The organism is Terrihabitans rhizophilus, assembly GCF_033898525.1.
Classification (GTDB): domain Bacteria; phylum Pseudomonadota; class Alphaproteobacteria; order Rhizobiales; family Methylopilaceae; genus Flaviflagellibacter; species Flaviflagellibacter rhizophilus.
Genome location: NZ_JAXAFJ010000003.1, coordinates 70,118 through 83,236 on the forward strand (window position 1 = coordinate 70,118; position 13,119 = coordinate 83,236).

Genomic DNA, 13,119 nt, shown 5'->3' on the forward strand with positions numbered 1-13,119 from the left:
GAGAGGGGCATGAAGGGCATCGTTCTGGCCGGCGGATCCGGCACAAGGCTTCATCCGGCAACCTTGGCTGTGAACAAGCAGCTCCTGCCGGTCTACGACAAGCCGATGATCTACTATCCCATGTCGATCCTGATGCTCGCGAACATCCGCGACATCCTGCTCGTCTCGGCTCCCGAATACATCGACAACTACAAGCGGCTGTTCGGCACGGGCGAGCGGTTCGGGCTCAACATCTCATATGTGGTGCAGGAGCGGCCGGAAGGTCTCGCCCAGGCCTTCGTGCTGGGCCGCGAATTCGTCGGCACGGACCGCGTGGCGCTGGTGCTGGGAGACAACATCTTCTTCGGCGCCGGCATGCGGCAACTGACCCAGCGCGCCGTCGAGCGCGGCACGGGTGCGACCGTGTTCGCCTACCGGGTGGATGACCCGGAGCGGTACGGCGTCGTGGAGCTCGACAAGACCGGCCGCGCGACGAGCCTCGAAGAGAAGCCGGCGCAGCCGAAGTCGAACTATGCGGTCACGGGGCTCTACTTCTACGACAACAGGGTTCTGGACATTGCCGCCGACCTCAAGCCTTCGCCACGCGGCGAGCTGGAGATCACCGACGTCAACCGCATCTACATGGAAAGCGGCGAGCTGTTCGTGGAGCAGCTTTCGCGCGGCTATGCCTGGCTCGACACCGGGACGCATGACAGCCTGGTCGAAGCGTCCGAGTTCGTGCGCGTCATCCAGAAGCGGCAGGGCGTGCAGATCGCCTGCCTGGAGGAGATCGCCTACCTCAACGGGTTCATCGGCCGCGACCAGCTGATGGAGTGCGGCAAGCAGATGGCCAAGACCGCCTACGGGCGCTACCTGATGGACGTGGCCGAGCACGGCTGATGGCGGATAAACGGCGCCGATCCGCGGAGGGCGTGCCGGTCCGCAAGCGCAAGCCGAAAGCCGGGGCGCCCCCGGACGAACCGGCGCCACCCCTTGCCGTCGCGGAACCGGAACCCGAACAGCCGGCTCCCCCGGACACCGGCTGGCTGGGCACAGGGGACGGCGAGGCGCTGGCCCGCCGCCTCGAATCCAGCGGGTTGTTCGACCCCCAGCTGTACCGCGCGGTTTATGCCGACGTGCCGGCGGACGCCGACGCGGCGATGCATTTCGTGGCGGAAGGAGATGCCGATCTCAGGCGCCCGAACCTGTTCTTCGATCCGCTCTGGTATGTGAGGACGCACTTCAAGCGGCCCCCCGAGGGTGGCGCGTTGCGCCATTACCTGCAGGCGGGAGAGCAGGCAGGCCACAAGCCGTGCCCTGTCTTCGAGCCGCGCTGGTATGCCGAAGCCTATGGCCTCGACCTGACGCGCGAAAGCGCGCTTGCCCACTACCTGGAGCATCGTGCGTCGAACGCGTTCTCGCCCAACCGCTTCTTCGACATCGAGTTTTACCTCGCCAACAATCCCGATGTGCGCGACGCCGGCGTGGATGCCTTCCAGCACTGGTTCATCCGCGGCATCCGCGAGGGCCGGCGCGGATCGCCGCTGTTCGATGCGGACTTCGTGCGCGAGCGTTATCTGGGCGGGGACAGGCGCAAGAACCCGTTCGAGGTCTTCATGGATGTGGGGCAGGGCTTCGGCTGGGAGCCCGTGCGCCGTGCCGACGGGCCGTCCGTGCATCGCGAGATCGCCCGCAACTGCGCCGCCGGACCGATGTTCGAGGCGCTTGCACCTCCGGCCGCCCACACGGACTGGAAGGCAAAGGTGCTGGCCTTCTACCTTCCGCAATACCATCCCATCGCCGAGAACGATGCATGGTGGGGCGAGGGCTTCACCGAATGGCGCAATGTGCCGCGCGGCGTGCCACGCTATGCCGGCCATTACCAGCCGCGCGTGCCGCGTGATCTCGGCTTCTACGAACTGGCCGGCACGGGGGTGATGAAGCGGCAGATCGAGCTTGCGGCCCGCATGGGCGTGCACGGCTTCTGCTTCTACTATTACAACTTCAACGGCCACCGCCTGCTCCAGAAGCCGCTTGACGCCTTCGTCGATGATCCCGGCATCAGCTTCCCGTTCTCGCTGATGTGGGCCAACGAGAACTGGACCCGTCGCTGGGATGGCCTCGACAAGGAAGTGCTGATCCAGCAGGACTACCGCGAGGACGCGGTCGAGGATCTCGTGGCGGATTTCGCCCGCTACATGAAGCGGCCGAACTATATCCGCGTGGCCGGGCGGCCCCTGATCTTCGTCTACCGCGCCGACGTGATCCCCGACTGCCGCCAGACTCTCGAGATCTGGCGCGAGACCTTCCGCGCCGATCACGGCCTCGAACCGCTCATCGTGATGGCGCAGGCCTTCGGCTCCGTCGATCCGCGCGAATACGGCTTCGACGGCGCGGTGGAGTTCCCGCCCCACAAGCTGGGCAACCACCTGCCCTGGATCAACAACGAGGTCGAGATCCTCGACCCGGCCTTCACCGGCAATGTGCGCTCCTACGAGGCGGCGGTGGAGCTTTCGCTGGCGGACCGTCCGGCGGACTATCCGCTGATCAAGACGGCGTTCCCCATGTGGGACAACGATGCCCGGACGCAGGGCGCCGGCATGTCGTTCCACGGGTCGACGCCGGAAGTCTTCGAGCGCTGGGTCGGGGGCCTGTGCGACATCGCACGCGCGCAGCCGTTCCACGGCGAGCCGCTGGTCTGCATCAATGCCTGGAACGAATGGTGCGAGGGCGCCTATCTCGAGCCGGACTGCCATTTCGGACATGCCTATCTGAACGCGCTCTCGCGGGCGCTTGCGCTGGCGCGCCGAAACGTCAGCGTCCGCCGGATCGTGCTGATCGGTCACGACGCCTATCCGTTCGGCGCCCAGCAATTGCTGCTGAACATCGGCCGCACCTTCAAGCAGCGCTTCGGCATCGAGATCGCGTTCGTTCTGCTCGGCGAAGGCACCATGCTGGCCGAATACCAGGCGCTGGCACCCACTTTCGTGGCCGCGCGCCCCGAGGAGATGTTCGAGGAACTGTCCCGTCACCTCGCGGGCCTGAAGGAAGCCGGGTTCGAATGCGCCATCACCAATACGGTGTTCTCCGGCGCCCTTGCGGGCATGCTGGCAGACCTCTCCTTCGAGACCTGTTCCCTGCTGCATGAACTGCCGACCATCGTGCGCGAGCGCTACGGCGTGCCGCTCTACGAGCGCATCCGCGACAACAGCGGCACCGTGGTGTTCCCCAACGCCTTCGTGGAAAGCGAACTCACAGCCGCGTTCGGTGCGCCGTCGCGCCGCGCGGTCGTCCGCCCACAGGGCAAGTACAAGAACATCCGCGTCCCTCCCGATGCGCGGGCGGCGGTGCGAGAGGAACTTGGCCTCGTTCCTTTTTCCAAGCTCGTGGTCAATGTCGGCTACGGCGACATCCGCAAGGGCATCGACGTGTTCGTCGCGGTCGCGGCCCGGCTGGCGACCACGCATCCCAACATCCACTTCCTTTGGGTCGGTGCGCTGGACCCCGGCGTGTCGCGCTGGCTGAAGCGCGACATCGAGGTGCGCGGCCTTCGCAACATGCACTTCGTTCCGTTCGCCGCCGATGTCGGCCGCTATTTCGGTGCGGCGGACCTGTTCTTCCTGTCCTCGCGCGAGGATCCGTTCCCCTCGGTGGTGCTGGAGGCGCTGTCCTGCGGCATTCCCGTGGCGAGCTTCGACTCCGGCGGCGGGCAGGTCGAGCTGCTGCGCGATTCCGCGCTCGGCGTGCTGATCCCGTTCCTCGACGTGGAGGCGTCGGCGCGCATCATCTCTGCCGCGGTCTACGACCCCGCGCAGCTTGCGCCGCGCCGCATGGCCCAGCGCCGTGCCCTCGTGGCGGAGCGGTTCGACTTCAACCATTACGCGGCGGATCTCCTGCGCCTGCTCTCGCCACGCCATCGCACCGTTTCGGTGATCGTGCCGAACTACAATTACGGCCGCTACCTGGAGGAGCGGCTGGCCTCGATCTTCGGCCAGACCTATCCGGTCTTCGAGATCATCGTGCTGGACGATGCATCGAACGACGACAGCGTCGCGCGTCTCAATGCAATCGGCCCCAAATACCGCCGTTCGCTGAAGGTGCAGGTGAATTCCGGCAATTCCGGCAATGTCTTCCGCCAGTGGAAGGCCGGCCTCGATCTGGCCCGCGGCGAATTCATCTGGATCGCGGAGGCGGACGACCTGTCGGCGCCGGAATTCCTGGAAACGCTTGTCGCGCGGTTCACGGACGCCCCCGATGCCGGATTGGCTTTCAGCGATTCCCGGGCGATCGGGCCTTCGGGCGAGGTTCTGTACGAGGACTACAAAGGGTATTATCGGGAGAACGGCGATACTGGCCTCGACGCGGATGGCGCTTTCGACGGCACCGATTTCCTGCGCCGCTTCCTCGGCGACCGCAATCTCATCCTCAACGCGTCCTCCGTCGTCTGGCGGGCGGATCATCTGCGGGCGGTGTTCGCTTCGCTCGAGGAGGAGGCCTTTGCCTTCACCTGCGCCGGCGACTGGCGGCTTTACGTCGAGAGCTGCCTTCTCGGCGGGCAGGTGTTGTATTCCGCGCAGCCGCTGAACATGCACCGCCGCCACGGCGAGAGCGTCACCCACACGATCGGCAAGCGGGACCATCTGGCCGAGATCGCCGATATCCACCGCCTTGTCCTTCAAGAGATCGAGCCGGACGCTCAGCTGGAGCAGGCCATCCGCCGCAACGAGGAAGATCTCGCCACCCGGTGGAAGATCTCGGCCCGCGATCTCGCACAGATGCGCTCGGTGGCCTGAGATCTAGGGTTGCCCGAAATCGAGGTCGAGTTCTGCCTCGCCGAAGCGCATCTCCACCGTGCCCGAGCCCTTTGCCTGGTTGATGAAGGGGCTGCGCATTACGAAAGGCGACTGCAGGTCGACCGGCTTGCCGTCGATCAGCAGCGTTCCGTTCGTTCCAAGCCCGAGGGTTAGCCGCCCGGCATCGCCGAGACCTCGGACACTGACCTCGGTCTCGGTCCGGTCGATCTCCATGCCAGCGACGGCGCCGATGAAGGACGACAGGTTCGGATAGTCCTCGCGGGCAGCCGCCTGCAGGACGATGGGGGAGGACGGGTCGTTCAACACCATCCACCCCTCAGCGGCGGGATCGGGCTTCCAGCCTCCAAAGGCCGGACGGACCGCGGCGAAGGCGCCGTGCTCCACGAAGATCCAGTCGCCCTGTTCGAGTTTTCTCAAGGGTTTGCCGATCCAGACTCCCATGCGCGGGGGATGCCTGGCCTCATCCGGAAAGACGCCGCGCACGATCTGGGTGGCGCCGTTCTGCACGCCGAACAGGGCATTGTAGCTCTTGCGCCCGCGGGGCAGGAGGACGGAAGGCACGATGCGGGCGCGCGGATTGCCTCCCTCGAATACGAGGCCCGACCAGCGGTTCTGCGAGCTGATCGCGGTCCAGTCCACATCGCGAAGCAAGGGAACCATGCCCATGCCCATCGCGAAGCCAGGCGCTACGCGCGTCACCCGCAACACGCCGTTGCGTGCTGCATCAATGTGGTAGACGGGCCCAGGCTCCATCGGCGATCGCGGAAGGCCCGGCGCGCGCGTGAACACGTCGTAGACGCCTCTGGCCCCTGAAGCAGTGGCAAGAGCCGCCACGAGGGCAGGCGGGCGATAGGAGCTGACCGCCATCGGCGCCTCGCCGGGGGGCAGGCGCTTGGGGCGCTCGCCGAGCCCGAAATAAAGCCAGGCGGTGATGGGCATGGCCGTTCCGTCAGGCACGCTCTTGGCATAGCTGCGCGTCTTGCTGCCACCGTGCACGCCGTCGACCTGCTCCTGAGCCCATTGTGCCCACCACAGGTCGAGATACGACCGCGCAAGGCCCCGCAGCTCCGCATCCTCGCTGAAATCGGCATAAAGCTGGATGTTCAGGAGCGTGTACTGCGCATAAGTCGGAGAAAAGTACTCCACGAGAGCGCCGCTGCGGCCCCGGCTGCGCAGCCAGCGCTTCAGGTGTGCGATCCATGCGTTGCGCTGCTCGGCGGCGTCCGAGCCATCGGCATATTCGATCCCCTCAAGCGACGGGTCGCTGGAAAGAAGCACCGCCGCCGCCCAGCAGGAGCCGTCGCGCAACGCTGCGTGGTTCTCGCTGCCCCAGATGGTCCAGACATCCCCCCGTGCCTCCTCGATCCGGCACTCGGTGTGCGCCCAGTCCCTCATGAGAGCCTGGATCTTTTCCCGGTTCGCGTTGGACAGGCGCGCCGCGCCGCCGGGCATGCTCACCATCCGGAACAGATATTGTGCCGGTTGAAAGTGGAAATAGTCGTTGTCCGCAGGCGCTCCGGCCCGATGCCTCGGCGTGACGCCCTTGTACCAGGGCGCCGTGGCTGCGCCGTCCAGAAAGGCGGACAGAAGATCATTCGCCTGACGAACCTGCTCCTCGCCGCCCAGCCACAACAGCGCAAGCGCAAGGTTGAGCGCGCCAAGGGCCTGCGTCTCCGGCGAGCCTTGGCCAGGCCTCGGGAACGGTCGTTCGGCCTGTCGTGTGATGATGAAGCGCTGCCGACCGGCCTCGCTCTGCAGGTCCTGGGTTTGCGCCGATCTCGTGTCGGCCGGTGCTTCCGCACGGGCCGCGCCGGTGAGGCCGAGCACGAGAACGAGCGTGGCAACGGCCCGGTACACAGGCCGTCGAAGGGCTGATGGCATGGCGCTCGACCCCCTGATGCGTCGGGCGAGCCTTCGCACATCGGCATGGACAGAATAGGGCGGGCTGCGTCAGACGGTGAGCGCCGCTCCGGCCACTCTATCTGGGTGGGTGAACAGTTCGAACTCTTCGCCGCGAGCGACCGCGATGAGAGTGATGCCGGCAGCCTCGGCGGTTCGCACGGCCAGCGCCGTGGGGGCCGACACCGCCGCGATGACCGGCGTGCCCATCATGGCCGCCTTCTGCACCATCTCCACGGAGACACGGCTGGTGAGGACGATGATGCCATCCGAAGCATCGGCGCCGGTGCGCAACACATGTCCCGCCAGCTTGTCCAGCGCGTTATGGCGGCCGACATCCTCGCGTACAGCCAGAAGCCCGCCGGAGCGCGTCCAGAAGCCGGCGGCATGCGTCGCGCGGGTCTGCTGGTTCAGGGCCTGAGCAGGGCCAAGGCTTGCCATCGCGGCAATGATCTCGGCGGGCTGATACTGGACTTGCACGGAGAGGGAGGGCGGCGTGCGGACAGCTTCGGTGAGGCTTTCGATGCCGCACAGCCCGCAGCCGGTCGGCCCGGCCAAAAGGCGCCGTCGACGGGAATAGGCGTCCGCGAGTTCGGGCGCGAGCCACATCCTGAGTTCGACGCCTTCGTCTTCCTCGATGACCTCGAGGGACCGGATGTCGGACGTGCTTTGAATAAGGCCTTCGGTCACGGTGAAGCCGACCGCGAAGTCCTCGAGGTCCGAGGGCGTGGCCATCATTACGGCCTGCGTCGAGCCGCCATAGGTAATGGCGATCGGAACCTCGGTGGGAATGATCCTCTGCCCGGCCTCGAAGGCGCCGCCGCGCCAGCTGAGGCGGGCGACGCCAAGGGAGGCGTCAGGCATTTCCGGCCGGTGCGCGCGCCTGCTCGAGGCGAGTAGCGACCTCGACCAGCGCCTCGGCAAGGTTGCGCAGCTGCTCGGGATCGAGAGCCAGCTGCACGGCCGGGATCGGCTGGCCCGGCTTGGCCGGCACATCGATCTCCAGCCTCAGGCCACCGCGCTCATTGTTGAACACGGCGGTCTCGAACGCGGCGAGGGGCCACACCTTGAGCCGCCCCTGGCCGTCCTTTTCCCAGTCCTTGAACGCGTCACTCATCGTGCATCGCTCAGCCGGCGTCGCTCGCCATCTGGCCGGAATTACCCGGTGCCAGTATTGCACGCTCCGCCGGGGAATCGTCCGGATCGGTGAAGCGCTGGAAGGCCTTTGTCACGGAAGGGAGGAGACCTTCGCCGCCGTGGTCCATATAGGCCACCAGGTCCCGGCGCATGGCCGGGGACCAGAACTTCTCGATGTGGAGCTGCACCCCGGCAACGGCTTCTTCTTCCGAGTACGGCTCGAAGAAGGTGCCGATCTGGTTCGCCATGCGAACCAGAGTCTTCGTGTTGTCGCCGGCCATGACTTACTCCGCGGCCTGCAGGATGCGGGTGAGGGAGATGTCCTCTTCCGCGAACTTTTCCTGCCAGTAGGTCGGGCCGTTCGTCTTGCGGATCTGAACGGCGGTGACCTTGTACTCGGGGCAGTTCGTGGCCCAGTCGGAGAACTCCGTCGTAATCACGTTGATGCCCGTCACCGGGTGATGGAACGTGGTGTAGACGACGCCCGGCTGGATGCGCTCGGTGACCTTGGCCCGCAGCGACACCTCGCCGACGCGGCTCTCGATGGCGATGAGATCGCCATCCTTGACGCCACGAACCTCGGCATCGAACGGGTGGATCTCCAGCACGTCCTCGGGATGCCACGCGGTGTTTTCCGTGCGGCGGGTCTGCGCGCCCACATTGTAGTGCGCCAGGATGCGGCCCGTGGTGAGCACCAGCGGGAACTTGGACGAGGTGCGCTCCTCGGTGGGCACATACTGCGTGAGCATGAACTTGCCCTTGCCGCGGACGAAGCGGTCCACGTGCATCATCGGCGTGCCGTTCGGCGCGTCGTCGTTGCACGGCCACTGGACCGAGCCGATCTCGTCGAGCTTGTTGAAGGACACGCCCGCAAAGGTCGGCGTCAGCGCGGCGATCTCGTCCATGATTTCGGACGGATGGCTGTACTCCATCTCGAAGCCGAGGGCCTTCGCGAGCAGCAGAGTGGTCTCCCAGTCTGCGTAGCCGGCGAGCGGCGCCATCACCTTGCGGACGCGGCTGATGCGGCGTTCGGCATTGGTGAAAGTGCCATCCTTCTCGAGGAAGGAGGAACCCGGCAGGAAGACATGCGCGTACTTCGCCGTCTCATTGATGAACAGGTCCTGGATGACCACGCATTCCATGGCTTCCAGGCCGGCTGCCACGTGCTGGGCATCGGGGTCGGACTGAACGATGTCCTCGCCCTGAATGTAGATGCCCTTGAAGCGGCCGCCGATGGCCTCGTCCAGCATGTTCGGGATGCGCAGGCCGGGCTCGGAGGAGAGCGGACGGCCCCACAGGTTCTCGAACATCTCGCGGGTAGCATCGTCGGAGACGTGGCGATAGCCCGGCAGCTCGTGCGGGAACGAACCCATGTCGCAGGAGCCCTGGACATTGTTCTGGCCGCGGAGCGGGTTCACGCCGGCACCCACATGGCCGATGTTTCCGGTGGCCATGGCAAGGTTCGCCATGCCCATGACCATGGTCGAGCCCTGGCTGTGCTCGGTGACGCCGAGGCCGTAATAGATGGCCGCGTTGCCGCCCGTGGCGTAGAGGCGTGCCGCCTCGCGCAGCTGCGCGGCGGGAACGCCGGTGTACTGCTCGCTGGCTTCCGGCGAGTGACGCTCGTCGGCGATGAAGCGCGCCCAGCTCTCGAAATCGCCGAGATCGCAACGCTCGCGGACATAGGCCTCGTCGATCAGGCCTTCCGTCACGACCACATGGGCCATGGCGTTGACGAAGGCCACGTTCGAACCGGGCTTCAGCTGCAGGTGGTAGTCAGCCTTCACATGGGGCGACTTCACCATGTCGATGCGGCGCGGATCGGCGACGATCAGCTTTGCACCGGCGCGGATGCGGGCCTTCATGCGGGAGCCGAACACCGGGTGACCGTCGGTCGGGTTCGCACCGATAACGAGGATCACGTCGGAATAGTCGACCGAGGCGAAGTCCTGCGTGCCGGCGGAGGTGCCGAGCGTGACGCTGAGGCCGTAGCCGGTCGGCGAATGGCAGACGCGGGCGCAGGTGTCGACATTGTTGTTGCCGAAGCCACCACGGATCAGCTTCTGGACGAGGTAGGTTTCCTCGTTCGTGCAGCGCGAAGACGTGATGCCGCCGACCGAGTCACGGCCATACTTCTGCTGGATGCGGGTCAGCTCGGACGCCGCATAGCCGATGGCCTCTTCCCAGCTGACTTCCTTCCAGGGATCGGTGATCTTGGAACGGATCATCGGCTTCACGATGCGATCGTTATGCGTCGCATAACCGAAGGCGAAGCGGCCCTTGACGCAGGAATGGCCTTCATTGGCCTTGCCGTCCTTCCACGGCACCATGCGCACGAGCTTGGAACCGCTCATCTCGGCCTTGAAGGAGCAGCCGACGCCGCAATAGGCGCAGGTCGTCACGACCGAATGATCCGGCGTGCCGATCTCGATGACGGCCTTTTCGTTCAGGGTCGCGGTCGGGCAGGCCTGCACGCAGGCGCCGCAGGACACGCACTCGGACTCGAGGAAGGGCTCGGCGATGCCGGCGGAGACGCGGCTGTCGAAGCCACGGCCCATGATGGTCAGCGCGAAGGTGCCCTGAACCTCTTCACAGGCGCGGACGCAGCGGTTGCAGACGATGCACTTCGACGGCTCGTAGGTGAAGTACGGGTTCGACTCGTCCTTCTCCATGTAGAGTTCGGAGTTCTTGTCGAAGTGGCTGAGGTTGTCCATGCCGTAGCGGACTTCGCGCAGGCCCACGGCGCCGGCCATGTCCTGCAGCTCGCAATCGCCATTGGCCGAGCAGGTCAGGCAGTCCAGCGGATGGTCGGAGATGTAGAGCTCCATCACGCCCTTGCGCAGGCGATGGAGGCGATCCGACTGGGTGTGGACCACGATGCCGGGTGCGACCGGCGTGGTGCACGATGCCGGCGTGCCGGCGCGGCCTTCGATCTCAACGAGGCAGATGCGGCAGGAGCCGAACGCCTCGAGCATGTCGGTGGCGCAGAGCTTTGGGATCGCGGTCCCCATCTCCATCGCGGCGCGCATGATCGACGTGCCTTCCGGAACGGTGACCTGCATGCCGTCGATGGTGAGCGTCACCATCTTCTCGGACAGCGACTTCTTGGTGCCGTAGTCGGTTTCTTGGACGAGAGACATTTCGGGGGTCTCCTCTCTATTACTCAGCCGCCTGGAGCGCGGGCTCCGGCGTGAAATCTTCGGGGAAATGACGCATGGCGCTTTCGACCGGGAACGGCACCATGCCGCCCAGTGCACACAGCGAGCCAAGCTTCATCGTTTCGCAGAGGTCCGTCATCAAAGCGAGGTTCTTTTCGACGCTCTCGCCGCGGCTGATCTTGTCGAAGGTCTCGACGCCGCGCGTCGAACCGACGCGGCACGGCGTGCACTTGCCGCAGCTCTCGATGGCGCAGAACTCCATCGCAAAGCGGGCCATCTTCAGCATGTCGACGCTGTCGTTGAACAGCGTGATGCCGCCATGGCCCACACCGGCGCCGATGCCCGCAAAGGCCTCGTAGTCGAACAGCGTGTTCCACTGATGCAGAGGCACATAGGCGCCGAGCGGGCCGCCCACCTGGACCGCGCGCGCCGGGCGGCCGGAGGCCGTTCCGCCGCCGAAGCCGTTGACGATGTCGCCAAGCTCCATGCCGAACGCGATCTCGACCAGACCGCCATACTTGATGTCGCCGGCGAGTTGGATCGGCATCGTGCCGCGCGAGCGGCCCATGCCGAAGTCCTTGTAGAACTTCGAGCCCTCGGAGAGGATCACCGGCACGGAGGCGATCGACATCACATTGTTGATGACGGTCGGCTTGCCGAACAAGCCGACGATGGCCGGCAGAGGGGGCTTCGCACGAACGAGGCCGCGCTTGCCCTCAAGGCTCTCCAGCAGCGAGGTTTCCTCGCCGCAGATATAAGCGCCCGCGCCCATGCGGACTTCCATGTCGAAGCTGTAGGGCGAGCCGCCGATATTGGTGCCGAGCAGGCCGGCGCGACGCGCCACCTTGATGGCGTCGTTCAAGGCCTGAATGGCATGGGGATATTCGGAGCGGGTGTAGACGTAACCCTTGGTCGCGCCCACCGCCATGCCGGCGATCGTCATGCCCTCGATGACCACGAAGGGGTCGCCTTCCATGATCATGCGATCGGAGAAGGTGCCGCTGTCGCCTTCGTCGGCATTGATGACGATGTACTTCTGCTGCTCGGGGGTCGCCGCAACCGTGCGCCACTTGATGCCGGTCGGGAAGCCCGCGCCGCCACGGCCGCGAAGGCCCGACTCGAACACTTCCTCGACGATGGCTGCAGGGCCGATGGACAAAGCCCGCTCGAAGCCCTTGTAGCCGCCGAACTTGCGGTAATCGTCTAAAGAGCGCGGATCCGTGATGCCGCAGCGCGCGAAGGTCAGGCGCTGCTGGCGCGTCAGGTAGCTGTGCTCGGCGACCATGCCGATGCAGAGCGCATGGCCCGTCTTGCCCTCGTGGAAGCCGCCGTCGAACAGCGCCGGAACGTCGGATGCCGAGACCGGGCCGAAGCCGATGCGGCCTTCAGCGGTCTCCACCTCGACGAGAGGCTCCAGCCACAGCAGGCCGCGGGAACCGTTGCGGACGATCTCGACGGGAAGGCCACGTCGGCCGGCCTCGTCGCGGATCGCCGTGACAACTTCCTCGGCGCCACAGGCAATGGCGGCGACGTCGATGGGAACGTAGATGCGAATGCTCATGCCTGCGCCTCCGTCAGAAGTGCGTCGAGCTTCTGCTCGTCCAGGCGGGCGATCATCCGGTCGTCCAGCATGGCGGACGGCGCCGTGGCGCACAGGCCGAGGCAATAGATCGGCTCAATGGTCACGCGGCGGTCGGGAGTGGTCTCGCCGAGCTTCACCCCGAGGCGCTGCTCCGCGCGCTCCATCAGCCGGTCGCCGCCGGCAGCCTGGCAGGCCTCGGCGCGGCACAGCTTCACGACGTGGCGGCCGGGCAGCTCACGGCGGAAGTCGTGGTAGAAGCTGACGGTGCCGAAGACCTCTGCGCGCGAGGTGTTCAGCGCGTCTGCGATCATGGGGATCACCGCGTCAGGAACGAAGCCGAACGTGTGCTGGATCTCATGAAGGATCGGCATGGCCGGACCCTCGATCCCTGCAAACTCTGCGATGATGTCCGCGGCCCTATCGGGGTTCCACGGCTCGTAATGCGACATGACTTAAACCTGCTTCACGCTCTGGAACTGCTCCAAAATGGCCCGTACCTGCTTAATAATCAACGTGGTAGTTCGCGTTGGTCGATAAGGAATCGCTATCG

Annotated in this window: 9 protein-coding genes; 2 read left to right on the forward strand and 7 right to left on the reverse strand. The window is 65.7% G+C overall.

All coding sequences use genetic code 11. The annotated features are described in order from the left end of the window. Nucleotides 1-9: 9 nt before the first annotated feature. Nucleotides 10-879: a glucose-1-phosphate thymidylyltransferase RfbA gene (rfbA, locus tag SCD90_RS06870; RefSeq protein ID WP_319843909.1), complete on the forward strand. Its 870-nt coding sequence runs from the start codon at nucleotides 10-12 to the stop codon at nucleotides 877-879. Further along, nucleotides 879-4,772, forward strand: coding sequence for a glycoside hydrolase family 99-like domain-containing protein (locus SCD90_RS06875; protein WP_319843910.1), 3,894 nt, complete (start codon nucleotides 879-881; stop codon nucleotides 4,770-4,772). The genes rfbA and SCD90_RS06875 overlap by 1 nt, the downstream gene beginning before the upstream one ends. 3 nt (nucleotides 4,773-4,775) lie before the next feature. Here the strand turns inward: SCD90_RS06875 and SCD90_RS06880 are convergent, their stop codons facing one another. The 7 genes from SCD90_RS06880 to SCD90_RS06910 all read right to left on the reverse strand — a co-directional run bounded on the left by SCD90_RS06880 (nucleotide 4,776) and on the right by SCD90_RS06910 (nucleotide 13,018). Continuing rightward, nucleotides 4,776-6,674 (reverse strand): hypothetical protein, encoded by a 1,899-nt coding sequence (locus tag SCD90_RS06880; RefSeq protein ID WP_319843911.1) that lies wholly within the window; start codon nucleotides 6,672-6,674, stop codon nucleotides 4,776-4,778. 69 nt (nucleotides 6,675-6,743) lie between these two features. Beyond that, on the reverse strand, nucleotides 6,744-7,556 hold the full coding sequence (fdhD, locus tag SCD90_RS06885) for a formate dehydrogenase accessory sulfurtransferase FdhD (protein ID WP_319843912.1): 813 nt from the start codon (nucleotides 7,554-7,556) through the stop codon (nucleotides 6,744-6,746). Next, nucleotides 7,549-7,809 (reverse strand): hypothetical protein, encoded by a 261-nt coding sequence (locus SCD90_RS06890; protein WP_319843913.1) that lies wholly within the window; start codon nucleotides 7,807-7,809, stop codon nucleotides 7,549-7,551. The genes fdhD and SCD90_RS06890 overlap by 8 nt, the downstream gene beginning before the upstream one ends. 10 nt (nucleotides 7,810-7,819) lie before the next feature. Further along, nucleotides 7,820-8,110, reverse strand: a complete 291-nt coding sequence (locus tag SCD90_RS06895) for a formate dehydrogenase subunit delta (protein WP_319843914.1) — start codon at nucleotides 8,108-8,110, stop codon at nucleotides 7,820-7,822. A 3-nt stretch (nucleotides 8,111-8,113) separates the two neighbouring features. Further along, entirely contained in the window at nucleotides 8,114-10,969 is a 2,856-nt protein-coding gene (gene fdhF, locus SCD90_RS06900) for a formate dehydrogenase subunit alpha (RefSeq protein ID WP_319843915.1), read from the reverse strand. A gap of 19 nt (nucleotides 10,970-10,988) precedes the next feature. Then, nucleotides 10,989-12,548 (reverse strand): formate dehydrogenase beta subunit, encoded by a 1,560-nt coding sequence (locus tag SCD90_RS06905; RefSeq protein ID WP_319843916.1) that lies wholly within the window; start codon nucleotides 12,546-12,548, stop codon nucleotides 10,989-10,991. After that, on the reverse strand, nucleotides 12,545-13,018 hold the full coding sequence (locus SCD90_RS06910) for a formate dehydrogenase subunit gamma (protein WP_319843917.1): 474 nt from the start codon (nucleotides 13,016-13,018) through the stop codon (nucleotides 12,545-12,547). The genes SCD90_RS06905 and SCD90_RS06910 overlap by 4 nt, the downstream gene beginning before the upstream one ends. Between the last annotated feature and the right edge of the window lie 101 nt (nucleotides 13,019-13,119).

Coding starts and splice junctions, on each gene's coding strand:
- SCD90_RS06910 (WP_319843917.1), bottom strand. CDS start 13,018: ATGTCGCATTACGAGCCGTGGAACCCCGATAGGGCCGCGGACATCATC.
- SCD90_RS06875 (WP_319843910.1), top strand. CDS start 879: ATGGCGGATAAACGGCGCCGATCCGCGGAGGGCGTGCCGGTCCGCAAG.
- SCD90_RS06890 (WP_319843913.1), bottom strand. CDS start 7,809: ATGAGTGACGCGTTCAAGGACTGGGAAAAGGACGGCCAGGGGCGGCTC.
- SCD90_RS06895 (WP_319843914.1), bottom strand. CDS start 8,110: ATGGCCGGCGACAACACGAAGACTCTGGTTCGCATGGCGAACCAGATC.
- rfbA (WP_319843909.1), top strand. CDS start 10: ATGAAGGGCATCGTTCTGGCCGGCGGATCCGGCACAAGGCTTCATCCG.
- fdhF (WP_319843915.1), bottom strand. CDS start 10,969: ATGTCTCTCGTCCAAGAAACCGACTACGGCACCAAGAAGTCGCTGTCC.
- SCD90_RS06905 (WP_319843916.1), bottom strand. CDS start 12,548: ATGAGCATTCGCATCTACGTTCCCATCGACGTCGCCGCCATTGCCTGT.
- SCD90_RS06880 (WP_319843911.1), bottom strand. CDS start 6,674: ATGCCATCAGCCCTTCGACGGCCTGTGTACCGGGCCGTTGCCACGCTC.
- fdhD (WP_319843912.1), bottom strand. CDS start 7,556: ATGCCTGACGCCTCCCTTGGCGTCGCCCGCCTCAGCTGGCGCGGCGGC.